The sequence below is a fragment of the Phenylobacterium sp. genome, from assembly GCF_030679875.1.
Lineage (GTDB): Bacteria > Pseudomonadota > Alphaproteobacteria > Caulobacterales > Caulobacteraceae > Phenylobacterium.
In genome coordinates, this window is record NZ_JAUXSP010000012.1 from 107,740 (window position 1) to 132,595 (window position 24,856).

General features: G+C 67.2%; 21 protein-coding genes. 15 read left to right on the forward strand and 6 right to left on the reverse strand.

Annotation, left to right across the window (positions count from 1 at the left end):
* Window positions 1–242 precede the first annotated feature (242 nt).
* Window positions 243–581 (forward strand): RcnB family protein, encoded by a 339-nt coding sequence (locus tag Q8K84_RS07455; RefSeq protein ID WP_305281982.1) that lies wholly within the window; start codon window positions 243–245, stop codon window positions 579–581.
* A gap of 148 nt (window positions 582–729) precedes the next feature.
* The gene (locus tag Q8K84_RS07460; RefSeq protein WP_305281983.1) at window positions 730–1,254 is read left to right on the forward strand and encodes an RcnB family protein; all 525 of its coding nucleotides are present in this window, start codon (window positions 730–732) and stop codon (window positions 1,252–1,254) included.
* A gap of 69 nt (window positions 1,255–1,323) precedes the next feature.
* On the opposite strand, the gene gatB is transcribed toward Q8K84_RS07460, so the two are convergent.
* Entirely contained in the window at window positions 1,324–2,817 is a 1,494-nt protein-coding gene (gatB, locus tag Q8K84_RS07465; protein ID WP_305281984.1) for an Asp-tRNA(Asn)/Glu-tRNA(Gln) amidotransferase subunit GatB, read from the reverse strand.
* A gap of 124 nt (window positions 2,818–2,941) precedes the next feature.
* Between gatB and Q8K84_RS07470 the strand changes: the two genes are divergently transcribed.
* A complete protein-coding gene (locus Q8K84_RS07470) occupies window positions 2,942–3,226 on the forward strand; it encodes a hypothetical protein (protein ID WP_305281985.1) in 285 nt (94 codons plus the stop codon).
* Between the two features lie 51 nt (window positions 3,227–3,277).
* On the opposite strand, the gene gatA is transcribed toward Q8K84_RS07470, so the two are convergent.
* The 3 genes from gatA to Q8K84_RS07485 form a co-directional block, all read right to left on the reverse strand.
* Window positions 3,278–4,750 carry an Asp-tRNA(Asn)/Glu-tRNA(Gln) amidotransferase subunit GatA gene (gatA, locus tag Q8K84_RS07475; protein ID WP_305281986.1) on the reverse strand — a complete coding sequence of 491 codons (1,473 nt, stop codon included), beginning with the start codon at window positions 4,748–4,750 and terminating at the stop codon, window positions 3,278–3,280.
* Window positions 4,751–5,038, reverse strand: coding sequence for an Asp-tRNA(Asn)/Glu-tRNA(Gln) amidotransferase subunit GatC (gatC, locus tag Q8K84_RS07480; protein WP_305281987.1), 288 nt, complete (start codon window positions 5,036–5,038; stop codon window positions 4,751–4,753). It abuts the gene before it with no gap.
* A gap of 156 nt (window positions 5,039–5,194) precedes the next feature.
* The gene (locus tag Q8K84_RS07485) at window positions 5,195–6,124 is read right to left on the reverse strand and encodes a sulfotransferase domain-containing protein (RefSeq protein ID WP_305281988.1); all 930 of its coding nucleotides are present in this window, start codon (window positions 6,122–6,124) and stop codon (window positions 5,195–5,197) included.
* A 131-nt stretch (window positions 6,125–6,255) separates the two neighbouring features.
* Here Q8K84_RS07485 and ruvX point away from each other — a divergent pair, with 131 nt between their 5' ends.
* The 5 genes from ruvX (at window position 6,256) to dprA (ending at window position 10,960) form a co-directional block, all read left to right on the forward strand.
* Window positions 6,256–6,738 carry a Holliday junction resolvase RuvX gene (gene ruvX, locus Q8K84_RS07490; protein ID WP_305281989.1) on the forward strand — a complete coding sequence of 161 codons (483 nt, stop codon included), beginning with the start codon at window positions 6,256–6,258 and terminating at the stop codon, window positions 6,736–6,738.
* 64 nt (window positions 6,739–6,802) lie between these two features.
* Entirely contained in the window at window positions 6,803–7,780 is a 978-nt protein-coding gene (locus Q8K84_RS07495) for an aspartate carbamoyltransferase catalytic subunit (protein WP_305281990.1), read from the forward strand.
* Window positions 7,780–9,075 carry a dihydroorotase gene (gene pyrC / locus Q8K84_RS07500; RefSeq protein ID WP_370867851.1) on the forward strand — a complete coding sequence of 432 codons (1,296 nt, stop codon included), beginning with the start codon at window positions 7,780–7,782 and terminating at the stop codon, window positions 9,073–9,075. Before Q8K84_RS07495 ends, pyrC begins: the two co-directional genes overlap by 1 nt.
* Window positions 9,076–9,212: 137 nt before the next feature.
* A complete protein-coding gene (plsY, locus tag Q8K84_RS07505; RefSeq protein WP_305281991.1) occupies window positions 9,213–9,869 on the forward strand; it encodes a glycerol-3-phosphate 1-O-acyltransferase PlsY in 657 nt (218 codons plus the stop codon).
* Window positions 9,866–10,960 (forward strand): DNA-processing protein DprA, encoded by a 1,095-nt coding sequence (gene dprA, locus Q8K84_RS07510; RefSeq protein WP_305281992.1) that lies wholly within the window; start codon window positions 9,866–9,868, stop codon window positions 10,958–10,960. The genes plsY and dprA overlap by 4 nt, the downstream gene beginning before the upstream one ends.
* Window positions 10,961–10,964: 4 nt before the next feature.
* Here dprA and Q8K84_RS07515 read toward each other — a convergent pair whose 3' ends face one another.
* Window positions 10,965–11,147, reverse strand: coding sequence for a hypothetical protein (locus Q8K84_RS07515; protein ID WP_305281993.1), 183 nt, complete (start codon window positions 11,145–11,147; stop codon window positions 10,965–10,967).
* 166 nt (window positions 11,148–11,313) lie between these two features.
* On the opposite strand from Q8K84_RS07515, the gene topA reads away from it, so the two are divergent.
* From topA to rnr, 3 genes are read left to right on the forward strand one after another with little or no spacing between them, the layout of a single operon-like run.
* Entirely contained in the window at window positions 11,314–13,980 is a 2,667-nt protein-coding gene (topA, locus tag Q8K84_RS07520; RefSeq protein ID WP_305281994.1) for a type I DNA topoisomerase, read from the forward strand.
* Between the two features lie 6 nt (window positions 13,981–13,986).
* Complete coding sequence (locus Q8K84_RS07525; protein ID WP_305281995.1) at window positions 13,987–15,126, forward strand: AAA family ATPase; 1,140 nt, start codon at window positions 13,987–13,989, stop codon at window positions 15,124–15,126.
* Window positions 15,127–15,186: 60 nt separating this feature from the next.
* On the forward strand, window positions 15,187–17,478 hold the full coding sequence (rnr, locus tag Q8K84_RS07530; protein WP_305281996.1) for a ribonuclease R: 2,292 nt from the start codon (window positions 15,187–15,189) through the stop codon (window positions 17,476–17,478).
* 9 nt (window positions 17,479–17,487) lie between these two features.
* Here rnr and Q8K84_RS07535 read toward each other — a convergent pair whose 3' ends face one another.
* Entirely contained in the window at window positions 17,488–22,251 is a 4,764-nt protein-coding gene (locus tag Q8K84_RS07535) for a DUF3320 domain-containing protein (RefSeq protein WP_305281997.1), read from the reverse strand.
* Window positions 22,252–22,402: 151 nt separating this feature from the next.
* On the opposite strand from Q8K84_RS07535, the gene Q8K84_RS07540 reads away from it, so the two are divergent.
* The 4 genes from Q8K84_RS07540 (at window position 22,403) to rpmG (ending at window position 24,818) form a co-directional block, all read left to right on the forward strand.
* Entirely contained in the window at window positions 22,403–23,113 is a 711-nt protein-coding gene (locus tag Q8K84_RS07540) for an NUDIX hydrolase (RefSeq protein ID WP_305281998.1), read from the forward strand.
* A gap of 20 nt (window positions 23,114–23,133) precedes the next feature.
* Window positions 23,134–23,691: an NADPH-dependent FMN reductase gene (locus tag Q8K84_RS07545; RefSeq protein WP_305281999.1), complete on the forward strand. Its 558-nt coding sequence runs from the start codon at window positions 23,134–23,136 to the stop codon at window positions 23,689–23,691.
* 6 nt (window positions 23,692–23,697) lie between these two features.
* Window positions 23,698–24,531 carry a pirin family protein gene (locus Q8K84_RS07550; RefSeq protein ID WP_305282000.1) on the forward strand — a complete coding sequence of 278 codons (834 nt, stop codon included), beginning with the start codon at window positions 23,698–23,700 and terminating at the stop codon, window positions 24,529–24,531.
* Window positions 24,532–24,650: 119 nt separating this feature from the next.
* Complete coding sequence (gene rpmG, locus Q8K84_RS07555) at window positions 24,651–24,818, forward strand: 50S ribosomal protein L33 (RefSeq protein WP_111458827.1); 168 nt, start codon at window positions 24,651–24,653, stop codon at window positions 24,816–24,818.
* Window positions 24,819–24,856 lie beyond the last annotated feature (38 nt).

Sequence of the window (24,856 nt, forward strand, 5' to 3'; positions counted from 1 at the left end):
ATCCATGCCGCTACAAAAGTCGAGATCGACTGAACATATGGTTAAGTCGCAAAAGAACTCGAATTCATGCGACATTCTGACAGACTTCAGTTCGCTTACTGCTGTGAAACCTTTGTCTACGCGCAGTTAACGGCACAGCTCGGAACGCGCCTGGAGCTTGACTGTGGCGATCGGCGCAGATTTGGGAGCCGATAGCCGCGCGGAACGTTCCATACATGAGGGATTCGTCTGAGGAGCCACCCATGAGACCCGTATTGATCACCGCAGCAGCGGTTGTGGCGCTGGCCATGCCCATGAGCGCCCTGGCCCAGCCGGGACATGACCATCATCGGGGTAAGGCCGCCGCCAAGGCTCACCCCCACGGCATGCCACCGGGCCAGGCCAAGAAGCACTGGAATCGCGGCGAGCACATACCGAACGCCTATGTCACCGACAGGTCGTACTACATCACAGAGCCGGCGCGTCACCGCCTCAGCCCCTCGCCTGCCGGGTATGAGTGGGTGAGGGTTGGCGATGACGTCTATCTGGCGCAGACCCAGACTGGCCTCATCGCTGAAGTGGTGCGGAGCCTGTTCAACTAGCCGGCCAGGGGTTTAGGCCCTCGCCAGCCGAGATGGTAAACCTGACTTAACTGTTCAGTTTCGGTTCAGGGGGGCCGCCCCATTCTTCTCCTATCGGGGGATGTGGCGGCCCGCTCCGGCGGGCCCGCAGGAAAAACGGAGACGTAAAATGAGACGTCTAATCTTGAGTCTCGCGGCCCTGGCTGCGGTTGCGGGCCCGATCGCGGCGTCTGCCACCGCCGCCCAGGCCCAGTCCTGGGACCGCCGTGAAAATCACGCGGACCGGCGCGGCGACCATGGAGACCGGCGCGATGATCGCCGTGATCACCGCTACGACCGGCGAGACCACCGCTACGACCAGCGCGGCCACCAGTACAACAGTCGTCACTACCAGCCACCGCGCCATCAGGCCTGGGATCAGCGCTACTACAACGGCTACTACTATCAGAACCGTTGGTCCTATGGTCCACCGCCGGCGGTCTATTACAGCCACCCGCAATACCGGCCAGGCTATGTCTCCTGGCGGCGTGGCGCGGTCCTGCCGCCCCACTATCGCGGCTATGTTGTGAACGACTACCACCGCTATCGCCTGCGCCCGCCGCCGCGGGGCTATGCCTGGCACCAGGTGGGCAACGACTATCTGCTGGCTGCGGTCGCGACCGGCATCATCTTCGAGATCATCAGCAACCGCTGAGTCTCCCAACGACAAGGGCCCCGGATCATCGATCCGGGGCCCTTTCTTGTGGCGCAACGGTCTGCGGCCTCAGAGGCCGAGCTTGGCCTTGAGCAACTGGTTGACGGTCCCGGGATTGGCCTTGCCGCCGGTGGCCTTCATCACCTGACCGACGAACCAACCGATCGCCTGGGGCTTGTCTTTCACCGACTCGGCCTGGGCCGGATTGCCGGCGATCAAGCCGTCAATGATGGCTTCAAGCTCGCCGGTGTCAGAGACCTGAGTCAGGCCCTGCTTCTCGACGATCTCGGCCGGCGCGCCCTCGCCCGCCCACATGCGCTCAAAGACGTCCTTGGCGATCTTGGACGAAATGACCCCATCCTCGATCAGCTTGACCAGGTCTGAGATCTCGCCGGCGCTGATCGGGCTGTCCTCGATGTCGAGGTTGGCGGCGGTCAGGCGGGCGGCCAGGTCGTTGGTCACCCAGTTGGCCACCAGCTTGGCGTCGCGCCCCTTGGCCGCAGCCTCGAAGAAGTCGGCTCGCGCCTGCTCGCCGACCAACACGCCGGCGTCATAGGCCGACAGGCCATACTCCGCCTGTAACCGCGCCTTCTTCGGATCCGGCAACTCCGGCAGGCTCAGCCGGATCGCCTCGACCCACGCCTCATCCAGCACCAGGGGCAAGAGGTCCGGATCGGGGAAGTAGCGATAGTCGTGCGCCTCTTCCTTGGAGCGCATGGACCGGGTCTCGCCCTTGCCGGGATCGAACAGCCGGGTCTCCTGGTCGATCTTGCCCCCGTCCTCGAGGATTTCGATCTGCCGGCGGGCCTCGTACTCGATGGCCTGCTGGATATAGCGGTAGGAATTGACGTTCTTGATCTCGCAGCGGGTGCCCAGGTGGCTGAAGTCGCCCGTGGCGCGGAACTTCTCATAGGCGCCCGGACGACAGACCGAGACGTTCACATCGGCCCGCAGATTGCCCTTCTCCATGTCCCCGTCGCAGGTGCCCAGATAGACGAGGATGGTGCGCACCTTCTTCACATAGGCCGCAGCCTCCGGCGCGCTGCGCATGTCGGGGCGCGAGACGATTTCCATAAGGGCGGTGCCGGCCCGGTTGAGGTCCACATAGGTGGAGTCCGGATCCTGGTCGTGCAGGGACTTTCCGGCGTCCTGCTCCAGGTGCAGCCGCTCGATCCGCACGGTGATGGTCTCGCCGTCGTCCAACTCGACCAAGACCTCGCCCTCGCCGACCACCGGGTCCTTGAACTGGCTGATCTGGTAGCCCTGGGGCAGGTCCGGATAGAAGTAGTTCTTCCGGTCAAAGGTGGACGTCAGATTGATCTGCGCCTTGAGGCCAAGGCCCGTCCGCACGGCCTGCTCGACGCAGCGGCGGTTGATCACCGGCAGCATGCCGGGCATGGCGGCGTCCACCAGGCTCACCTGGGCGTTGGGGCCTGCGCCGAAGCCGACGGCGGCGCCAGAGAAGAGCTTGGCGTTGGAGGCGACCTGGGCGTGGATTTCCAGCCCCAGGACCACTTCCCAGGGACCGGTGCGGCCCTGGATCAACTTGGTGTTCTCAGTCATGCGCCCTTCCTAGAGCCAGCCGTCCCCGTGCGGAAGCGGCCAAGTTAATCCCTCTTGCGAAACGACCGCGCCTGCCGCTCACTCCGCCTCGGCAACAATGCCGTTCCAGGGAGGAACTCCATCCATGCGCAAGGCTCTTATGACGGGCGCCCTCGCCCTTTCGCTGACGTTCGCCGCCGTCTCCGGCGCTGCGGCGTCGACACTCACCGTCGAATCGAATTCCGTCGCTGAACTGGTCGCTGACGAAAAGGCCAAGGCCGTGCTGGAGAAGCACATTCCCGGCATCAGCACCCATCCCTCCTACGACATGTTCAAGGGCATGACCCTTGTCGAGCTCAAGCCCTTTTCCGAAGGCATGATCACCGACGACACCCTGGCGGCCATCAAGAGCGAGCTGGCCACCGACTGAAGTCCAGCGTAACCGCCTCCGTCCGGCGCCCCGTGGCCCGGGCGGGGGCGCCTACCACCACCGGTCTGGCCGCGCCGTGACGCCTGCGGCCTGCTCGATCACCCCGCCAAGCGAAAACAGCGAGCCTTCGTCCAGGGCCCGGCCGATCAGTTGCAGACCAAGGGGCAGCCCCTTGGCGTCAACGCCGGCTGGCACGCTCATGCCCGGCAGGCCCGCCAGGTTCACCGTCACGGTGAAGATGTCGTTCAGGTACATGGCCACCGGGTCATCGGCGTTCTCCCCCAGGGGGAAGGCCGCCGAGGGCGCCGTGGGCGTCAGCAAAGCGTCCACCTTCTCGAAGGCCTGGTCGAAGTCGTCGGCGATGCGACGGCGGACCTTCTGGGCCTTGAGATAATAGGCGTCGTAATAGCCCGCAGAGAGCACATAGGTGCCGATCAGGATGCGGCGCTTGACCTCCTCGCCAAAGCCCGCCGCGCGGGTTTTTTCGTAGGTCTCGGTCAGATTGGCGCCGTCCACCCGCAGGCCGTAGCGCATGCCGTCATATCGGGCGAGGTTGGAAGAGGCCTCGGCTGGGGCGACGATGTAATAGGCTGGCAGGGCGTACTTGGTGTGGGGCAGCGACACCTCGACGATCTCGCAGCCGGCCTCCTTCAGCCAGGCGATTCCCTGCTCCCAGAGCTTCTCGATCTCGGCCGGCATGCCGTCGACCCGGTATTCCTTGGGAATGCCCACCCGCATGCCCTTCACTGACTTGCCCACGAAGCTGGCGAAGTCAGGAACGGCCACGTCCAGGCTGGTGGAGTCCCGGGCGTCATGTCCGGCCATGGAGGTCAGCAGCAGGGCGGCGTCCTCCACCGTCCGGGCGATCGGGCCGGCCTGATCCAGAGACGAGGCGAAGGCCACCACCCCCCAGCGTGAACAGCGGCCATAGGTCGGCTTGATCCCCACCGTGCCGGTCAGGGCGGCGGGCTGGCGGATGGAGCCCCCGGTGTCGGTGGCTGTCGCCCCCAGGCACAGCTGGGCCGCCACCGCGGCGGCCGAGCCGCCGGACGAGCCGCCGGGCGTCAACGGCGTGGTCTCGCCGCTCGCGCGCCAGGGATTGATCACCGGGCCGAAGGCGCTGGTCTCGTTGGAGGAGCCCATGGCGAACTCGTCCATGTTCAGCTTGCCCAGCATCACCGCCCCGTCACGCCACAGATTGGCGGTGACCTGGGACTCATAGGTGGGCTGGAAGTCGCCGAGGATCTTCGAGCAGGCGGTAGAGCGCACGCCCTCGGTGCAGAACAGATCCTTGATCCCGAGGGGCGCGCCGTCGAGGACGCCGGCCTGGCCCTGGGCGCGGCGCGCGTCGCTGGCCTGGGCCATGGCCAGCGCCTTGTCCGGGGTCTCCAGCACATAGGCGTTCAGCGCCTTGGCCTGTTCCACCGCCTCGATATGGGCCCGCGTCAGCTCCACGGAGGAAAAGGCCTTGGACTCAAGACCTTCCAGGGCGGACTTGAGGGTCAGCTTGGTCAGGTCGCTCATCTATTCCACCACCTTGGGGACAACGAAGAAGTCCTTGGCCGACTTGGGCGCATTGGCCAGCACCTTGGCCGGGTCGCCGCCCTCGGTGACCACGTCCTCACGCATGGGCAGGCCCTGATGGACCACCGAGGTCATGGGTTCGACCCCATCGGTGTCCACCTCGTTCAGCATCTCGATCCAGGTCAGGATGCCGTTGAGCTCCCGGGCCAGGGGCTCGATACGCTCTTCAGGTTCGGCGATGCGCGCCAGCTTGGCGACCTTGCGCACGGTCGCCGCGTCGATGGCCATGGGGGCCTCCTTGCAATCTGACCCGTGGGTTAGCCGCGGTGGCAGGCCTTTGACAAGCGGCCGGCGCCGTTCTTGGCGCCAGAGCGCCGACGGCCAGCGGCGCGAAACTCGAAATTCCGCTGCCGCCCGGCGCGGCAGGGGTGAGTGTCGGCGGCTTCAGGCCCCTGTAGGATCGCTGACAGCGCCCTGCCCCTCGGCCAGCCAGCGGGCGCATTCGGGGCCCAGCTCGGCGAGGGCCCGGGCCTCATAGGCCGCGACGTCCCCCGGGGTGAGGATGTCTCTCCACCGGCCGTTGACCCCCTTGTTGATGAAGGTCTGCGCGCCCCCCTCGAACACCGCGCCGCCCAAGGGCGCCACGTTCTCCGCATGAGCCTTCATCCAGTCGAACGAGCAGTGCTCCAGGATCTGCGGCCAGCGATCCTCAGGGACATCGCACTCCAGGAAGGCGGCGATCTTGCGCATCTCGCCCTCGAGATCCCGCTTCAGATCGCTGAAGTGGACCAGCATGACATTGGGAAGATCGCGGATCGCCCACCAGGAGGCGATGTTCTCCCAATAGGGCCAGAACGGCGCGCCGTCCTCTGAAAGCCAGGTCTGAAAGTACCTGCGAATGTCCGGGTCCGGCCGTTCGATCGGCGGACCCACACGGCCAGGAGTGTCGTTCAGCGCGTCGTAAAAAAGCTGATTGGCGCCGGCATGATGGTTGTAGAGGCTCCAGACCACATCGCGACCATCCCGGCCGATATAGAGGTACTTGGCCTGTGGCGAAAACCGCAGGGCGTCGACCGGCAGATGGGTCTTGAGGATGCGCCTGTGGGTCTGGCCTTCCAGGATATCCAGCAGGTTGGGCGGCATGATCCGCAAATCCACCCAGGGCGAAATCTCGCCCACCTTCACGGTGGGGTCGCCGGCGAACACCATCTGACCGACGATATGCTGGGTCCAGCTTGTGCCGGACTTGGCGTAGGTCGCCACGACGACGTCGTCTTCGCGGAAGGCGAAGCGATCCCAGACCGTCGAATCCATATGGTGGTTGTGCAGATCCCGCGTCTTGCGCGGCCAGGCGATGGTCCCCGTCGTCGGCATGTTCGTCCCCCGTCTCGTCCCGCGGGTCTATCGCCAAGCTCCACCTTGGCCAATACCGCAGGTCGATGAACCGGCCGCCCCGGCGCCCGAAATCGAGTGGCGCCCCAAGGCGCTGGTGATATGAGCGCCCTATGCCCGTGATCGACCTGCTCGACCTGCCCGTCGCCCTGCCGCCGATCGCCCCTGTGATCGGCCTGGACCTCGGGGAGAAGACGATCGGGGTCGCTGTCTCCGACGGTCTGCGCATGGTGGCCTCGCCGCTGGTCCTGATCCGCAAGACCAAGTTCACCCAGGAGGCCGAGCAGCTCTTCGCCCTGATGGACGGCCGTGGGGCTTTGGGGATCATCATCGGCCTGCCCGTCAATATGGACGGCACGGAGGGGCCCCGTTGTCAGTCCAGCCGCGCCTTCGCCCGCAACCTGCTGCGGCTGCGCGACCTGCCCATCGCGTTCTGGGACGAACGGATGTCGTCCATGGCGGTCAACCGGATGCTCGTGGACGAGGCCGACATGACCCGGGCCCGCCGGGGCGAGGTGGTGGACAAGACCGCCGCGGCCTGGATCCTCCAGGGCGCCCTGGAGCGCCTGCGCAACCTGCCCCCGGCGGAGGGCTAGGAATGGGCCGCGCACGGACTGGCGCCTTGGCGAAGCTCGCCGCCGCCCTTAAGAGGGCGCTCTCATGAGCACGCCCAATTCCGGTCTGATCGACGTCCTGGGGAAGACCTTCCCCTTTCCCAGGCGCCATTTCCTTTCGGTGGTCGACCTGAACCCCGTCGAGGTCAGTGACCTGCTGGACCTGGCCGACGGCTTTGTGGCCCTCAACCGCCAGACCTCGAAGAAGCTCGACCTGCTCAAGGGTCGCACGCTGATGAACCTGTTCTTCGAGAATTCCACCCGCACCCAGAGCTCCTTCGAACTGGCCGGCAAGCGGCTGGGGGCCGACGTCGTCAATATGAGCCCGCGGGCCTCGTCCATCTCCAAGGGTGAGACCCTGATCGACACCGCCGTCACCTTGAACGCCATGCAGCCGGACCTGCTGGTGGTGCGGCACGGCTCCTCCGGCGCCGCATCCCTGCTGGCGCAGAAGGTGTCCTGCTCGGTGATCAACGCCGGCGATGGCCAGCATGAGCACCCCACCCAGGCCCTGCTGGACGCGCTGTCCATGCGCCGGGCCTTTGGCCGGATCGCCGGCCTGCGGGTGGCCATCTGCGGCGACGTCCTGCACAGCCGCGTGGCGCGCTCCAATGTCGGCCTGCTGCAGATGATGGGCGCCGAGGTCCGCCTGGTGGGACCGCCCACCCTGATGCCGGCCGAGGCCGACCGCTGGGGCTCGGAAGTCTTCCACGACCTGCGCAAGGGCATCGCCGGCTGCGACGTGGTGATGATGCTGCGCCTGCAGCTGGAACGCATGGACGGGATGCTCGCCCCGTCACAGCGGGAGTATTTCCGCTTCTTCGGCCTCGACCGGGAAAAGCTCGCCTGCGCCGCCCCTCACGTCCGGGTCATGCATCCTGGCCCCATGAACCGTGGGGTGGAGATTGATTCCGAGGTCGCCGACGACCTGGCCGTCAGCCTGATCCAGGATCAGGTGGAGATGGGGGTCGCCGCCCGCATGGCGGTGCTGGCCTGCCTTTCGGCCCGACTGGACAACGACTGATGGCCCCTCGTTCCCTGGCGATCCTCAACGCCCGCCTTGTTGACCCGGCGTCCGGCCAGGACGAACGCGGCGCCCTGTTGGTCAAGAACGGCAAGATCGCCGAGGTGGTCTTCGGCGGCGACCTGGGAAACCTGTCGGACGATATCGAGACCCTGGACGCCCGCGGCGCCATGCTCAGCCCCGGCCTCATCGACCTGCGGGTCAAGACCGGCGAGCCGGGCGCCGAGCCCAAGGAGACGTTGAAGTCCGCCGCCCTCGCCGCGGCCGCCGGCGGCGTCACCTCCATCGTCGTCCAGCCCGACACCTCCCCCGCCATCGACGATCCCTCGGTGGTGGACTTCATCCTGCGCCGGGCCCGGGACATTGAGCTGGTCCACGTCTATCCCGCCGGCGCCGCCACCAAGGGCCTGGCCGGCGAGCGAATGGCCGAGATCGGCCTGATGCGCGACGCGGGCTGCGTCTATGTCACCGACGCCGACCATCCGATCGTCAATTCCAAGGTCTTCCGCCGCCTGCTGGCCTATGCCCGCAGCTTCGGCGTCCTGGTCGCCCACCGACCGGCCGACCCCTGGCTGTCAGCCGGCGCCGCGGCCACCGAAGGCGAGCTGGCCGGCCGCATGGGCCTGCCCTCGGTCCCCACCATCGCCGAGAAGATCATGCTGGAGCGCGACCTCGCCCTGGTCGAGCTCACCGGCGGCCGGTTGCTGGTCGACCAGATCACCACGGCCTGCGCCCTGGAAAGCCTGGAGCGCGGCAAGGCTCGGGGTCTGGACGTCACGGCCACCACCTCGATCAACCACCTGTCGTTCAACGAGGTGGACATCGGCGACTACCGCACCTTCTGCAAGGTCGATCCGCCCCTGCGCGGCGAGGATGACCGCCAGGCGGTGATCGAGGCCCTGGCGTCGGGCCTGATCGACATCGTGGTCTCGGCCCATGCGCCCGCGCCCGCCGAGGATAAGCGCCTGCCCTATGATGAGGCCTCCCCCGGCGCCGTGGGCCTGCAGACCCTGCTGCCGGCCCTGCTGGCCTTCCACCACGAGGGACGCATTCCGCTCATCGACCTGATGGCCAAGGTCACCAGCCGGCCCGCCGAACTGCTCGGCCTGCCCGCCGGGCGCCTGGCCAAGGGCGCGCCGGCCGACCTCGTTCTCTGCGACCTGGCCGCCCCCCTGGTGGTGGAACTGGAAGACCTAAAGTCCAAGTCCAAGAACTCTCCGTTCGACGGTCGCCGGCTGCAGGGGGTCGTACGCATGACCCTGGTGGACGGCCGCGTCGTCTATCGGCGAGACTGACCGGCCTACGCCCCGTCTGGCCAGCCCATCTTGCCAAGCCGCGCGTTCTGGAACAAAACAGCAACGAGAAGCGCGACCGTGACGGCGCCCCGGGGCGCGGCTACGACTAGGGCCACAGAAAACACGGGGGACACGCCATGCCGACCGACCAGCTCAGCCCGATGCTCATCGCCGTCGCCTTGATCGGCGGCTATTTCCTGGGCTCGATTCCCTTCGGCGTCATCGCCACCCGCCTGGGCGGCGCCGGCGACGTGAGGTCCATAGGCTCAGGCAATATCGGGGCGACCAATGTCCTGCGCACCGGGCGCAAGGACCTCGCCCTGCTGACCCTGCTCGGCGACGGGGGCAAGGGCGCCATCGCCGTCTTCATCGCCTGGAGCCTGACCAGGAACGCCCCGCAGGGGGTGCAGGCCACCCTGACCTCCCTGGCCGGGGGCGCGGCCTTCATCGGCCACATCTTCCCGGTCTGGCTGGGTTTCAAGGGCGGCAAGGGCGTCGCGACCTTCTTTGGCACCCTGCTGGCGGCGGCCTGGCCCGTCGGCCTCCTCGCTGGCGCCACCTGGATCCTGATGGCGCTCGTCTTCCGCATGTCTTCGCTGGCGGCGCTCACGGCCGCGGTGCTGGCGCCCATCTATGTCTTCCTCACCGATCGCCCCTATCCCGTGGCGGTCCTGGCGGTGGTCATGGCGGTGCTGATCTTCGTTCGCCACAAGGATAATATCGGCCGTCTCCTGAAGGGCCAGGAGCCACGGATCGGCGGCGACAAGGCGCCGCCGCCCGCCGACGCCGCATGACCCAGGCGCTCTCGCCCGAGGCCCGGCGGGACTGGCTGCGGCTGGCCCGCGCCGAGGGCGTCGGCCCGGTCACCTTCGACCAGTTGATTCGCCGCTATGCCGAGCCGGGACGCGCTCTCGAGGCCTTGCCCGAGCTCGCCCGGCGGGGTGGGCGCAGCCGTCCGCCCGCCATTCCCACCATCGCGGCGGCCGAGGCCGAACTGGCCGCCGGCGAAGCCCTGGGCGCCCAGCTGATCTGCGCCTGCGATCCCGACTACCCCCAGGCGCTGGCCGCCCTCGACCCACCGCCGCCGTTGCTCTGGGCCCGGGGCGACGCCAGCCTCCTCGACCGCTCCATCATCGCCATCGTCGGCGCGCGGGTGGCGTCTGCCGCGGGCCAGCGATTTGCCCGGGGCCTCGCCGCCGAGCTCGGCCAGACCGGACATGTGGTCGTTTCGGGCATGGCCCGCGGCATCGACGGCGCCGCCCATGAGGGCTCCCTGGAGCATGGCGCGATCGCCGTGCTGGGGGGCGGGATCGACGACATCTATCCTCCGGAGCACCGCGACCTCTACCACCGGCTGGTGGCCGAGGGGTGCGTAGTGGCTGAGCACCCGCCGGGTCGTCAGGCCCAGGCGCGCGACTTTCCCCGCCGCAACCGGATCATCGCCGGTCTTTCCCGCGCCGTGGTGGTGGTCGAGGCGGAGCTGCGCTCCGGCTCCCTGATCACCGCCCGGCTGGCCGCCGAGCAGGGCCGGGAGGTCCTGGCCGTCCCCGGCTCCCCCCTCGATCCCCGGGCGCGGGGAACCAACGACCTGATCCGACAGGGCGCGGCGCTCTGCGAAGGCGTCTCCGACGTCCTGCGGGCGCTTGAGACCCTGGGCGGTCTTGCGGACCCCGGGGCCGCGTTCAAAGGCGCCGCTGTCATCACAGACTCAGATGCGGCCCTGACAGAGAAGGTGGCCGCCCTGCTGTCGCCGACGCCGGTGTCGCGGGATGAGCTTGTCCGCGCCACCGGTCGCGAGCCCGGCGCGGTGGCCGCCGCCTTGGTGGAGCTCGCCCTCGCCGGCCGCGCCGAGTTGCTGCCCGGCGGTATGGCGGCGACGGCATGAGGCCTCAGATCTCTGCGTCAGGCGCTCCGGCTGAGGCCCGGGCCGCCTCGAGGGCGGCGACCATCAAGGTGGTCGCCAGGCCGCGGTATCCCTTCACAGCCGCCAGCTCCGACAGGTCGCGGAGCAACGCCTCGATAAAGAGGACAACCTGCTGCGGCGAGGCGTCGGGCGGAAGTGGCGCGATCATCAAGCACCGCACCTACGCAGATTCGAGACCTGCACCAAATACGATTACAGCAATACTTAAGGTTGAGCTCTTAGGCCGGTTGACATCGCCCTCCCCCCCGGCCCACCTTTCGCGCCTTTGTGTTCCGGGCGTTTTGCTCGCGTAACCTCCAGTCAAAGCTCCATAAATGAACGTCGTCGTCGTCGAGAGCCCGGCCAAGGCCAAGACCATCAATAAGTACCTGGGCGGCGACTACATCGTCCTCGCCTCGTACGGCCACGTCCGAGACCTGCCCCCCAAGGACGGTTCGGTGCGACCGGACGAGGACTTCGCCATGAGCTGGGACGTGGACGCCAAGTCCGCCAAGCGGCTCAACGATATCGCTGAGGCGATGAAGGGGGCCGACCGCCTGATCCTGGCCACTGACCCCGACCGTGAAGGCGAGGCCATCTCCTGGCACGTGCTGGAGGTCCTTCAGAAAAAGAAGGTCATCAAGGGCGCCCAGGTCCAGCGGGTGGTGTTCAACGCCATCACCAAGTCGGCCGTCACCGAAGCCATGAAGGCTCCCCGGGACATCGACATGGAGCTGGTCGAGGCCTATCTCGCCCGCCGCGCGCTGGACTATCTGGTGGGCTTCACCCTCTCGCCGGTCCTGTGGCGCAAGCTGCCGGGCTCCCGCTCGGCCGGTCGCGTGCAGTCGGTGGCCCTGCGCCTGATCGTCGACCGCGAACTCGAGATCGAGCGGTTCAAGACCCAGGAGTACTGGACGGTCGACGCCGATGTGTCGGCCGGCGGCGATCCCTTCGTCGCCCGCATGGTCAAGCACCAGGCCAAGCGCCTGACCAAGTTCGACCTGGGCGACGAGACCGCCGCCGAGACCGCCAAGGCCGCGGTCAAGGCCGCCAGCTTCACCGTCGCCTCAGTGGAGAAGAAACCGGCCAAGCGCTCGCCCGCCCCGCCCTTCACCACCTCGACCCTGCAGCAGGAAGCCTCGCGCAAGCTCGGCTTCTCAGCCCAGCGGACCATGCAGGCGGCGCAGAGACTCTATGAGGGCATCGACATCGGCGGCGAGACCGTCGGTCTGATCACCTATATGCGGACCGACGGCGTCCAGGCCGCTCCTGAGGCCCTGGACGAGGCCCGCCAGGTGATCGCCGGGGTCTATGGCAAGGACTATGTCCCCGAACAGGCCCGCATCTATCGCACCAAGGCCAAGAACGCTCAGGAGGCCCACGAGGCCATCCGCCCCACCAGCCTCGGCCGCAATCCGGGCTCCCTGCGCCTGGATGGTGATCTGGGGCGGCTGTATGAACTGATCTGGAAGCGCATGATCGCCTCGCAGATGGAAAGCGCCCGCATTGAGCGGACCACCATCGAGCTGGAGAGCGCCGATGGCCAGACGGGCCTGCGGGCCACCGGTCAGGTGATCCTGTTTGACGGCTATCTGGCGGTCTACGAAGAGGGCCGCGACGACGCTGACGACGAAGAGTCCGGCCGCCTGCCCCAGGTGTCTCAGGGTGCGGCCGCCAAGGTCGCCGCCGCCCGGGCCGCCCAGCACTTCACCGAGCCGCCGCCCCGCTATTCCGAAGCCAGCCTGGTGAAGAAGATGGAGGAGCTCGGCATCGGCCGGCCGTCCACCTACGCCTCGGTGCTGACCGTGCTGCGGGACCGCGACTATGTGAAGATGGACAAGAACCGGTTCGTGCCCGAGGACAAGGGCCGGCTGGTCACCGCCTTCCTCGAGCAGTTCTTCCGCCGCTATGTGGAGTACGACTTCACCGCCGCCCTTGAGGAAAAGCTCGACCTGGTTTCAGCCGGGGAGTTGGACTGGAAGGTGCTGCTGCGGGAGTTCTGGCAGGACTTCCACGCCGCCGTCGGCGAGATCTCCGAACTGCGGGTCACCCACGTCCTGGACGCCCTCAATGAGGCGCTCGGCCCCCACATCTTCCCGCAGAAGGCCGACGGCTCCGATCCCCGGGCCTGCCCGACCTGCGCCACGGGCCAGCTGTCCCTGAAGACCGGCAAGTTCGGCGCCTTCATTGGCTGCTCCAACTACCCCGAATGCCGCTTCACCCGCCCCATCGCCCAGAGCGAGGGCGACGAGGCCGATGCGGCCAACGCTGACCGGGAGTTGGGGACCGATCCCGAGACCGGCCTGATCGTCCACCTCAAGAACGGACGTTTTGGCCCCTATGTGCAGCTCGGCGAGGGCGACAAGCCCAAGCGCTCCAGCCTGCCCAAGACCTGGTCGCCGGCCGCCATGGATCTGGAAAAGGGCCTGCGCCTGCTGCGCCTGCCCCGCGAGGTGGGCGCCCATCCCGAGGACGGTCAGATGATCCTGGCGGGGCTTGGCCGCTACGGCCCCTTCGTCCAGCACAATGGCGCCTACGCCAATCTGGAAAGCATCGACGAGGTGTTCGAGGTCGGCCTCAATCGCGCCGTGGCGCTGATCGCCGAGAAGAAGGCCGGCGGCAAGGGACGCCGCGGCGAGGCTGCGGCGCTGAAGGACCTGGGCGTCCACCCGGCCGACGGGGCGCCGGTGCGCATCCTGTCTGGCCGCTTTGGGCCCTACATCAAGCACGGCGCCACCAACGCCAACATCCCCCGGGGCGGCGATCCCCAGGAGGTGACCCTGGAACAGGCGGTCGCCCTCCTGGCCGAACGGGAAGCCAAGGGCGGGACCAAGAAGAAGCCGGTCAAGAAGGCCGCCGCCAAGCCCAAGGCGGAAAAGGCCCCCGCCGCCAAGAAGGCCGCAGCCCCTAAGACGACGGCCTCCAAGACGGCGGCTAAAAAGCCGGCCGCGAAGAAGCCGGCCGCCAAAAAGGCGCCCGCCAAGAAGACCGTGGCGAGCTAGGCGCCGGTGGACCTGCCCGTCCGCGAGGTCACGGTCTCGGGCTACCGGTCGCTGAAGGCCATCACCTATCCGATGTCGCGGCTCGACGTGTTTGTCGGCGCCAATGGCGTCGGCAAGTCCAACCTCTACCGCGCGCTCGACCTGCTGCAGGCCGCCGCTCAGAACCAGCTCGGCGCGCGGCTGGCGAGCGAAGGCCTGGACCTGGCCATGTGGGCGGGCCCCCGCAAGGCCAGGGACCCAGCCCGGATCGCCCTGTCGGTCACCCTGGCGGCCCCTGGCGGCCGCAACAGCGCCTTTCGCTACGAGGTCGAGGTCGGCTTCCCGCAAAGGGTGACGGCGGCGGCCTTCAACCTCGAGCCCCAGGTCAAGGTCGAGACCCTGACCTATCTGTCTGGCCAGCGCCGTTCGCGTCTGGTGGAGCGGCGCAACGCCGCCGTCATGGCCCGAGACGCCGAGGGCCGCCCTGCAGACCTCGACATCGATCTGCTCGCCCCCGAGACCCTGCTCGGGCGCCTGGAGGATCCTGGCCGCTATCCGGAGCTGGATGCTGTGCGGCGCACCCTGCTGGAGTGGCGCTTCTACCATGACGTCCGCACCGACGCGGACTCGCCCCTGCGACGTCCCTGCGTCGCGGTGGCTGCGCCCACCCTGGCCTCGGACGGCGCCAACCTGGCCGCGGTCTTCGCCACCCTGGCCCATATCCGCGCAGACCGACGCGACCTGGACGAAGCGGTGGCCAACGCTTTTCCCGGCGCGGTCCTGGACCTGCCGCAGCCTGAGCGGACCGCCACCTTCGGGCTGCGTTTGCCTGAGTTTCCCAACCGGGTCTTCGAGCCCGCCGAGCTGTCGGACGGCACCCTGCGCTTCCTGGCCCTGGCCGGCGCCCTGCTGGCCTATCGCCTGCCGCCCTTCATCGCCCTCAATGAGCCCGAGGCCAGCCTCCACCCCGACCTGATGGCGCCCCTGGCCGCCCTGATCGCCAAGGCCGCCGAACGCACCCAGGTCTGGCTGGTCACCCATTCCGAAGGCCTGGCCCAGGCCTTGAGGGACCACGGCGCGGTCCGCACGGTCTGCAAGGTCGACGGGGCGACCACCATTGAGGGCCTGACCCTGTTCGGGGCCTTTCGCGACGATGAGGACGACTGAGGCCGCTCTGACCGTCGCACTTGGTGAAGCCGACGGGCGATTCCCGCGTTAGAAGGGGCCATGGCCAAGCCCCGCTCCCCCCGCCCTGCCTCGCGCCCTGCCTCGCGTCCCCCTCAGGGCATGCCTGATCGCGAGACCCTGCAGAAGTTCATCCGCCAGACCGGCGAGACCGATCGCGCCGAACTGGCCCGGGCCTTCGGGCTCAAGGGCGTGGACCGCCGGGCGCTGCGGGAAATGCTCAAGGAGATGCAGGCCGAGGGGGTTCTCGGCCGCCGGGGCCGCAAGGGCGTGGCCGAGGCCGGCGCCCTGCCTCCTGTGGGGGTGGTCGACGTGGTCGAGCGCGATACCGACGGCGAGCTGCTGGTGCGCCTGACCAAGGGGGCTGAGGACACGCCCCTGGTTCACCTGGCGCCAGACCAGGCCGAGGTGGTGGCCGGGGCGCCAGGGCTTGGCGACCGCCTGCTGGTCCGCTTTGTCACCCTGGAGAGCGGCGAGACCGAGGCCCGCCTCATCAAGCGCCTGGGCCAGAGCGCCCACCGGGTGCTGGGCGTGGTGCGCAAGGTTCGCCGCGAGGTCCGCATCGAGCCCGTGGACCGCAAGTCCAAGGAAAGTCTCATCGTCTTTGACGACGGCCAGCTCAAGGACGGCGACCTGGTCCTGGCCCAGGTCGGGACCGCCGAGCGCCATCACGGCCCCAAGCGCGGCAAGGTGCTGGAGGTGGTCGGCCGCGAGGACGAGCCCCGCGCCGCCAGCCTGATCGCCATCCATAGCCACGGCATTCCCACCGGTTTCTCCGACGAGGCCATCGCCGAAGCTGAGGCCGCCCAGGCCCCGACCCTGGCTGGCCGCGAGGACCTTCGGGACCTGCCGCTGATCACCATCGACCCCGCCGACGCCCGCGACCATGACGACGCGGTGTTCGCCCAGGCCGACGAGGACCCGGCCAATGAAGGCGGCTGGATCGTCTGGGTCGCCATCGCCGACGTCGCCGCCTATGTGCGTCCGGCCGGCGCCCTGGACCGGGAAGCCCGGGACAAGGCCAACAGCGTCTACTTCCCCGACCGGGTGGAGCCCATGCTGCCCGAGCGGCTGTCCAATGGGCTCTGCTCCCTGCGGGAAGGCGAGACCCGGGCCTGCATGGCCGTGCGCATGGTGTTCGACCGCAATGGCCGCAAGCGCAGCCACAAGTTCGTCCGCGGCCTGATGCGCTCGGCCGCCAAGCTCGCCTACGAACAGGCCCAGGACGCCATCGACGGCCAGCCCGACGACAAGGCCGGCCCCCTGCTGGACCCCATCCTCAAGCCCCTGTGGGCCGCCTATCTGACCATGAAGAAGGGCCGCGAGGCCCGCTCGCCCCTGGCCATCGAAAGCTCCGAGCGCCGGATCGTCATCGGCGACGACGGCAAGGTGGCTTCGATCACGCCGCGGCCGGCCCTTGAGGCGCATAAGCTGATCGAGGAGATGATGATCCAGGCCAATGTCTGCGCGGCCGAGACGCTGGAGGCCAAGCGGATGCCGTTGATCTTCCGGATCCATGACGCGCCGAGCCCGGAGAAGCTTGATTCTCTTGCGGAATTTCTGGGCTCGATCTCGGTCAACTGGTCGAAGGGCGAGGCTGCGCGGACCGACCGGTTCAACCGGCTGCTGGACCTGACGCGGGAGGGGCCGAACGCCGAGATCGTCAATGAGGTGGTTCTGCGGACCCAGATGCAGGCCCATTATTCCACCGACAATATCGGCCATTTCGGTCTGAATCTGGACCGATATGCGCACTTTACGTCGCCTATTCGCCGGTACGCCGACCTCATTGTCCACCGGGGTCTGATCAAGGCCCTGGGGCTCAACCTGCCCGGCGGCCCCGATGGTCTGAGCGACTGGGACATCTCCCACATGCGCGGCACGGCCGAGGAAATCACCCACGCCGAGCGCCGGGCCATGGCCGCCGAGCGCGACGCCACAGACCGCTATGTGGCCGCCTTCCTGGCCGACCGGGTGGGCGCGACCTTCGCCGGCCGCATCACCGGGGTGACGCGGTTTGGCCTGTTCATCCGCCTGGCCGAGACCGGCGCCGACGGACTGATCCCGATCTCCAATCTGGGGGACGAGTTCTTCATCCACGATGAGAAGATGCACGCGCTCGTGGGCGAGCGCTCCGGCGCCCGCTGGCCGCTGGGCATGAGCGTCGAGGTGCGCCTGCGCGAGGCGACCCCGATCACCGGGGGCCTGCTGTTCGAGATGCTGAGCGAGCCCGCCGCGCCAGATCCCACCGCCCCGCGGCCGCGACTGGGCATCCGCCGCAAGGCCGGTCGTCCGCCCCTGCCCCGCCAGGGGGGCAAGCACCGGCGGCGGTAGCGTCCTAGGTCAAGCTGCAGCCGTCCGCACGATCAGGTCGCCCTTTGACGTCACGGCGCCGCTCGCTTCCAGTCTTTCGATCCCAGCACTGAGAACCTCCCGCAACCGCGCGCTCGTCGCTGCGAAGCCGAACGCGCGCGACGCCGCCTGTACGAGGTCGTCGCGGCCCGCGCCGAAATTGGTGTCGACGATCGTCAAGAGGGCATGGTCAATCTCGGCGGGCGGAAGCGCATCTGGCTTACGGAGAGTTTGAGATCCGACCAAGGACCGGTCTCTGGTCCCCACGACCTGTCCCGGGACCGAGTAGAAGGGTCCACCAACTATCGATCCAGCCTGGACCGCCGCCAGGGCCGCGCGCTCCACGGCCGCGCGGATTCGCGAACCAGCACGCCCCAATCCCCAGAGTATGCGGATGCGCGCAGTGATTTCGTCCAGGTGCACCGGTCCCTCAATCTCCACGATCTTCACGACATAGGCCGCCATCTGGGCCAGAGAGATCAGGTGAGGTTCGACGGTTCGCATGACGGGGAAGTCGGCTTCCACATAGTGGCTGCCGCCAGCCGCATAGGCGGCGCCCGTCTCCACAACGGCCGTGACGAGATCGAGATCATCGGCGACCTGTTCGACCTCGAATGACAACGGCACGGCGCGCGCAGGCCTGTAGCCGTCCTCGTCGCGAGCCGACCATTCTGCCCTGGCGGCGGAGATGGCGTCTTCGATCTTCTGCAATTCGGTGTTCGGACGCAGATACCAGTCGGCGCTCCAGACCCGGTGAATGATCCAGCCATGAGCTTCAAGGACCTGCTGACGCAACCGGTCCCGATCGCGCGCTGACCGAGACGAATGAAACTGGGCGCCGTCGCACTCGATCCCGAGGGTGAAGCGACCCGGCTTGTCCGGGTCCGAGACGGCCAGGTCCACCCGGAATCCGGATGCTCCGATCTGACGCTTCACGGCGTAGCCGAGAGCCTGAAGCCGCGCACAAACATGGGCTTCAAACTCGCTGTCGAAGTCCTCGCCCGTAGCTTCGCCCAGGCCGAAGTGGCCTGTCTCGGCGAAGGTCAGGAACAGTTTGAGCGCCGCGACGCCCCTGGCCCTCGACCTCTCCAGGTCGATATCGGCGCCGGTGAAGTTACAGAAAACCTCGCACCGCAGCTTCGCTCGCGAGATGAGAACGTTAAGCCGCCGCTCTCCGCCTTCACCGCTGAGGGGGCCGAAGGCGTGGGCGAGATATCCCGTCTCGGTCTTGCCGTAGCCTACCGAGATGAAGATGACGTCGCGCTCGTCGCCCTGGATGTTCTCGAGGTTCTTGACGAAGAACGGCTCGTGAGAGGCGCCGCTGAAGAAGTCCTCGACGTCGGGGTTCTCCCGTCGCAGCAGTTCCAGTTCCTTCAGGACCGCCTGCCGCTGGGCGACGGAGAAGGTGGCGACGCCCAAGGTCTGCTCGGGGCTGGTGCGGGCGTGGTGGATGACGGCCTCGGCGATGGCCCTGGCTTCCATCGGGTTCGTCCGGGTTCCGCCTCTGTCATAGGCGGTGTCCTTCATAAGATTGAACTTCAGCCCCATGCCGGCGACGGCGTCATAGGGGCTGGGCACGATAAATAGTTTGTTCTCGTAGAACTCTCGGTTGGAGACGGCGATCAGGGATTGATGCTTTGAGCGGTAGTGCCAGCTCAGCATTCGATGAGGCAGGCCTTTGGCCAGGCAAAGCTCGAGGATGCTTTCGGCGTCCTTGGCCTGGATGATGACGGCGTCATCAGCCTCGTCGGGGTCTTCCTCGCCTGTCAGCTTTTTGAAGAATGCGGTTGGCGGCAGCTGGCGCTCGTCACCGACGACAACAATCTGCTTGGCGCGAGCAATGGCCCCCAGCGAGTCCACCGGCTCGATCTGGCTGGCTTCATCCATGACCAGAAGGTCGAACTGAATACCGCCCGGCTTCAGAAACTGAGCGACGGACAGAGGGCTCATCATGAAGACGGGCTTGAGCTGCTGAATCGCTGGTCCGGCCTGGTCCAGCAGAACACGAATGGGCTTGTGGCCCCGTTTGCGGGCGATTTCGGCGTTGAGCACGCCGAGTGGACCGATCCCCGCCGAGCCCCGCGGACGCCCTTCGGCGTGGGCGGCGACGATCTGCTCCTGAGCAAGTCCGATCCTCGCCCTGTCCAATTGCCGGAAGGCGGCCACCTGATTGTTGTGGCTGTCGCCGTCGAAGGCGCGCAGTTCGGGCCAGGCGGCGAACAGAGCAACGCGCAGGACTTCCGCATATGCCCGCTCGAAGGCTGGCCCGAGCGTCCTGTGATCGAGTTGCCCGTCATGCAGGCCGTCGACCAGACTGGCCGCGCCGAGATCGCTCAGTACTCTGGCGCGTAATGCAAAGGCGATGAAGCGGCTGAGACCCTCAAGATCCGCGAGCCACGCGGCCAGACGGTCGGCGAGACCCTCAAGCGCTATATCTGCGACGGCGCTGACGCCAAACGCCCTTTTGATATCAAGATCGAGTTCACCGAAGACCGCCTCCAGTCTTGCCTCAAAGTCCGACAGTCCCGCCTCCAGGCCCGCTCGCGCGACCTCGATCGGCGTCAGGTCCCCGGGATCTGCGAGTCGGCTCCATAGGGATGCCGGGAGAGCGGCATGGGCACGACGCCACGCCAGGATGACGTCGAGCTGGTCCCAGTTGGATCGCTCTCCCTTCCAGGCCGAACCGAATGCGCCTCCGACCGGTTCGGCGGCGGCGAAGGCGGCCTTGGCGCTCTGGGCGCTCGTCATGCGATCAATCAGCGCAACCCTCTCGGCGGAGGACTTGGGCAAGGGTGTTGTCAGGTAAGATCGGAGCAGCGCGATCTGAGCGCGATAGCCGCCATCGAGGAAACGGAACAGGCTCGCCCCTTTGGTGACGACCGCTACGCGAATAGGCTCAAAGTCTGCGGTTCGCCCGGCCTCGTTGAATGCCGCCTCGGCCTTTCCCCACGCGTTCACATAGGTGCGGCCCATTTCGATCACCCGCTGCAGGGCGTCGAGGTCGCTCCATAAGGGGGAGGTCAGCGCGGAACGATCAAGAAGAGGCGGAAGTGGCGTCACGGAAAGATAGGCCAGGGACCGCTTCAGGTCACCGACGGACTGAGGCGGCGGGGCTCCCAAGGCGTCTACGCTGAGGATGGCGTGTCGCTCGGCTTCGGCCTTCGCGACGGACAGCGCACGAATTTTCTCCCCAAGCGCCTCGCGCTCTACCGGGTCGAGGGCGTCACGACGGACGCCTCGCCAAATGTTTGCCGGAACTGGCCCAAGCACACGGGCGCGGTCGGCCACATCGACGATGAGGGCTCGCCGTGCAGCGATGTCCTCCCGCCCCCACTGATCAGCGCCCGCCAGCCTATAGCCGGCCGCCGCCGCCGAGTCCTGCGACCGCCCCAAGAGCCCCAAGATCGCATGCGGGCTGAGGCCGCTGGGCTCGAGCGGTTCATGCAGCCGACGGGCGAACGCGTTCAGGGCGCTGCTGGTCTCCCCCAACTTTTCGATGACGCTCAGATCGCCCCGTGCTGGCTTGTGTTGTGCGTCCCGCGTCCGCCTCAGATCCTCCAGAACAGCGCGCTTATTGGCTTTGTTCGAATGAAGCTCCAGGGTCAGCGGACCGAGGCCGACCTGTCGAAGGCGGCGATGGACGACGTCCAGCGCCGCCATCTTCTCGGCGACGAACAGTACCTTTTTCCCACGCGCCACGGCCGCGGCGATGATGTTTGTGATGGTCTGGGATTTGCCTGTTCCGGGCGGCCCCTTCACCACCAGAGAGCGTCCACCCGCGGCCTCCGCAATGACCACCGTCTGTGAGCTGTCCGCATCGACGACGTGGTGGAGTTCAAGGGGCTTGATGACGTCGTCGATGGCGTCGTGCTCCCCCACGAGGGCAGCGCTCTCCGGGAAGCCGTCACGCAGCAGGGCGCTGATCATCGGGCGGCTGTCGATGCCGTCTTCGGCGGGCCAGTTCTCCGGATCGAGGTCCCGGTACATCAGGAATTTCGAGAACGAGAAGAAACCCAGCACCATGGAGTCAGGCAGAACCTCCCAGCGCTTGTTGTTGGCCACCGTTTCGGCGATCCGGGCGCAGTAGCCCGCCAGATCGACCTCGTCCTCATCCTTGAAGTCTTCGATGGTGAGGGCGAACTCCGCCTTCATCTTGGCCTGAAGCGTCAGGTTCGGAGACGGCGGCTCTTCACGCCAACGCAGCTTGAATTTGTCGGCCGCGCTGGTCCGCTCGAGCTTCACCGGCAGCAGGACAAGCGGCGCATGCCTGGCGATGTCGGAGGCGTCGGAGTCAAACCATCTCAAGAGACCGAGGGCCAGGTACAGAATGTTGACGCCCTGTTCCTGCTCCAGAGTCTGGGCGTCGTACCAAACATCGAACAGTCGCTTCTGCAGGCCCTCGGATGTCAGGCGCGTCTGTAGGCGTGTATCGACGTGACGGGCGGCTCGCCCCTCATCGTCGAGGGTGTCATCCGTCGGCTGCGGAATACCGCCCGTGACAGCGTCATCAGGATCAAGTTCAGCGCGCTCCGAGTCGCTTAGCTGGACGCCCGGGACAAAACTGAGCGCCTTGTTCGAGGTGAGCAACCGAAAGACCTCGGAAGCCTTCTCATCCACAATCTCGATCGCGCGATTGTTCTTGGTCCGCAGAGGCGTGTTCAGCAGACGATTGCGCGTGGACAGGTCCAGGAGCGCATTGCGCTCCTTCAACAGCCGGTCGCGAATGGAAATCGAGGCGTCGCCTTCGGCGGCCATGCTCTGCCTCCCCCCGAGGTTGCAAATGCCAGAACTCTACAATCAGTGAAGTGAGATAGGCCAGTCGCACCGGCCGGGCCCGGCGAGGCGCCCGCCCCCTTCCCTTACGTCACGCTTCCTCTGCGTCCCCGGGCGGTCATACAGTTGTTTCATGAGCGACACTGAGATTCCCCGCCGCCCCGAGGGCGGCCGCATGCGCCCCGAAGGCGCCCGAGCCGTAAAGCCCCGGGACGCCGCCACCATCATCCTGGTCCGCCGGGACGCCGCCAAGCCCCGTGTCCTGATGGGCAAGCGAAACAGCGGCCACGACTTCATGCCCAATCTCTGGGTGTTTCCCGGCGGCCGCATCGACCGGGCCGACTTCCGCGCCCCCTACGCCACCGACCTGCGCCCTGAGGTGGCGGCCAAGTTCGACCGGCACATCAAGCCTGGCCGGGGCCGCGCCCTGGCCATGGCCGCCATCCGCGAAACCTTCGAGGAGGCCGGCCTGCTGCTGGCCAAGAAGACCCCATCAAGGCCCGGCGTCGGCCCCTGGCGGGAGTTCCTGGCGCAAGGGGCCATGGCCGACCTGGAGGCCATGGAGATCATCGCCCGGGCGGTGACCCCGCCCATGCTGGCCAAGCGGTTCGACACCTGGTTCCTGATGGCCGACGCCGAGCGGCTCGTCAGCCTCGACCGACAGCCCGACTGCGGCGAACTGGAAGAGATCGCCTGGGTCGATTTCGACGATGCGCTGGGCCTGGAGTTGCCCATGGTCACCCGGACCATGATCAAGGAAGCGGTGCTTCGCCTGGATGATCCGGAGCGTCCGTCCCCCTATATGCGTTTCGGGGTGAAGGGCCATAAGCTCGGCCACCTCTAGAAAACCATCCAGGAGTCCGCATGTCCGATCGTCCCCAGGTCGCTGTCATCATCGGCAGTCTTCGCGCCCAGTCCGTGAACCGGCGCCTGGCCCAAGCCATCGCCAGGACCGCGGCGGCCAAGCTCGACCTGCAGATCCTCGAATATGCCGACGTGCCGCTCTACAACCAGGACCACGAGGCCGACCCGCCGGCCGCCGTCATCGCCTTCAAGGACGCCATAAAGGCGGCCGATGCGGTCCTGTTCGTGACCCCGGAATATAATCGCTCCATGCCCGGGGTGCTGAAGAACGCCATCGATTGGGCCTCAAGGCCCCCAGGCCAGGGGGTGTGGTCGGGCAAGCCCGCCGCCATCGCCGGCGCAACCCCTGGCGCGGTCGGTACGGCCGCGGCGCAAGTTGACCTGCGCAACGTGCTCACGGCCATCAATGTGGCGGTGATGGGCATGCCGCAGATCTATTTCACCCACAAGGACGAGCATTTCACCGAAGACGGCGGCTTTGCCGATCCCAAGTTCGCCGCCTTCATCGAGGGCTGGGCCGACAAGTTCGCCGCCTGGATCGCCAAGATCAAAGGCTGAGCCCCCATGGCCCTCTCCGTCGAGCGCATTGAGACCGCCGGCCCGCGCAATGTGCTGGGTCCCCGCCACCAGAACCGGTTGATCATCGCGCCGCAGGACCACCGTCCCTACAGCCCCTTCCTGTTCCTGGCCGAGGACTGGTTCGCCCCGCCGGCCGGCTTCCCCACCCATCCGCACCGGGGCATGGAGACGGTGACCTTCGTCCTCGAAGGCCAGATGCTGCATGAGGACCACACCGGCGCCCATGGGGAGCTGGAGGCCGGCGACGTCCAGTTCATGACCGCTGGCGGCGGGGTGATGCATTCGGAGATGCCAGGGCTAGGCGGCGTCCACTCCTTGCAGCTGTGGCTCAACCTGCCGGCCGCCCAGAAGATGACGCCGGCCCGCTACGGCGATCAGCGGGCCAGCGAGACAGCCCTGGTCACCGGCCAGGGCTATGAGGTGCGGCTCTATGCCGGCGACCTGGGCGGGCAGGTCCGCCCCCATGGCAGCCTCTGGCCGCTCGCCCTGATGGATCTGCGCCTGGAGGCGGGCGCCACCCTGGACCTGCCCCTCAAGGCCGGCTGGCGGGGCTTCCTGCTGGTCCTGGAGGGCGAGGCCAAGGTCGCCGCCGCCGCCACCCCCGTCCGCACCGACCAGCACGCCTGGGCCCATGCTGCGGACGCCGACGACATCCTGCCCGTAAAGGCCCAGACGCCTGCCCGCGCCCTCTTCTACGCCGCCCCGGTCATCGACGAGCCCGTCGTCGCCCACGGCCCCTTCGTCATGAACACGGTGGACGAGATCCGGCAGGCGTTCCTGGATTATCAGACGGGACGGCTGACGACGGCGGGAGCGTGAACAGTAGGCTGCTGACCCAACCTCACGCATTGACTTTGGTCTGCGGATTCGTATTGTCCGCGGCTCATTCGAATTGACGACCGGGGAAGCGCGCTTGCCCGGCCCCGCGAGGACCGACCATGGCGAAGCCAGCTTCCATCAAGATCCGCCTGAACTCCTCGGCGGACACCGGCTTTTTCTACGTGACCAAGAAGAACGCCCGCACCAAGACCGACAAGCTGGTCATGAAGAAGTACGACCCCGTCGTGCGCAAGCACGTCGAGTTCCGCGAAGGCAAGATCAAGTAGGATCGCTGTCCGCGCACGCGAACAAGAAAACGCCCGGC

What these genes read in the sequence shown, in the direction of transcription:
- Q8K84_RS07455 (WP_305281982.1), top strand. Translation starts at nt 243, where the DNA reads ATGAGACCCGTATTGATCACCGCAGCAGCGGTTGTGGCGCTGGCCATG.
- Q8K84_RS07460 (WP_305281983.1), top strand. Translation starts at nt 730, where the DNA reads ATGAGACGTCTAATCTTGAGTCTCGCGGCCCTGGCTGCGGTTGCGGGC.
- gatB (WP_305281984.1), bottom strand. Translation starts at nt 2,817, where the DNA reads ATGACTGAGAACACCAAGTTGATCCAGGGCCGCACCGGTCCCTGGGAA.
- Q8K84_RS07470 (WP_305281985.1), top strand. Translation starts at nt 2,942, where the DNA reads ATGCGCAAGGCTCTTATGACGGGCGCCCTCGCCCTTTCGCTGACGTTC.
- gatA (WP_305281986.1), bottom strand. Translation starts at nt 4,750, where the DNA reads ATGAGCGACCTGACCAAGCTGACCCTCAAGTCCGCCCTGGAAGGTCTT.
- gatC (WP_305281987.1), bottom strand. Translation starts at nt 5,038, where the DNA reads ATGGCCATCGACGCGGCGACCGTGCGCAAGGTCGCCAAGCTGGCGCGC.
- Q8K84_RS07485 (WP_305281988.1), bottom strand. Translation starts at nt 6,124, where the DNA reads ATGCCGACGACGGGGACCATCGCCTGGCCGCGCAAGACGCGGGATCTG.
- ruvX (WP_305281989.1), top strand. Translation starts at nt 6,256, where the DNA reads ATGCCCGTGATCGACCTGCTCGACCTGCCCGTCGCCCTGCCGCCGATC.
- Q8K84_RS07495 (WP_305281990.1), top strand. Translation starts at nt 6,803, where the DNA reads ATGAGCACGCCCAATTCCGGTCTGATCGACGTCCTGGGGAAGACCTTC.
- pyrC (WP_370867851.1), top strand. Translation starts at nt 7,780, where the DNA reads ATGGCCCCTCGTTCCCTGGCGATCCTCAACGCCCGCCTTGTTGACCCG.
- plsY (WP_305281991.1), top strand. Translation starts at nt 9,213, where the DNA reads ATGCCGACCGACCAGCTCAGCCCGATGCTCATCGCCGTCGCCTTGATC.
- dprA (WP_305281992.1), top strand. Translation starts at nt 9,866, where the DNA reads ATGACCCAGGCGCTCTCGCCCGAGGCCCGGCGGGACTGGCTGCGGCTG.
- Q8K84_RS07515 (WP_305281993.1), bottom strand. Translation starts at nt 11,147, where the DNA reads ATGATCGCGCCACTTCCGCCCGACGCCTCGCCGCAGCAGGTTGTCCTC.
- topA (WP_305281994.1), top strand. Translation starts at nt 11,314, where the DNA reads ATGAACGTCGTCGTCGTCGAGAGCCCGGCCAAGGCCAAGACCATCAAT.
- rnr (WP_305281996.1), top strand. Translation starts at nt 15,187, where the DNA reads ATGGCCAAGCCCCGCTCCCCCCGCCCTGCCTCGCGCCCTGCCTCGCGT.
- Q8K84_RS07535 (WP_305281997.1), bottom strand. Translation starts at nt 22,251, where the DNA reads ATGGCCGCCGAAGGCGACGCCTCGATTTCCATTCGCGACCGGCTGTTG.
- Q8K84_RS07540 (WP_305281998.1), top strand. Translation starts at nt 22,403, where the DNA reads ATGAGCGACACTGAGATTCCCCGCCGCCCCGAGGGCGGCCGCATGCGC.
- Q8K84_RS07545 (WP_305281999.1), top strand. Translation starts at nt 23,134, where the DNA reads ATGTCCGATCGTCCCCAGGTCGCTGTCATCATCGGCAGTCTTCGCGCC.
- Q8K84_RS07550 (WP_305282000.1), top strand. Translation starts at nt 23,698, where the DNA reads ATGGCCCTCTCCGTCGAGCGCATTGAGACCGCCGGCCCGCGCAATGTG.
- rpmG (WP_111458827.1), top strand. Translation starts at nt 24,651, where the DNA reads ATGGCGAAGCCAGCTTCCATCAAGATCCGCCTGAACTCCTCGGCGGAC.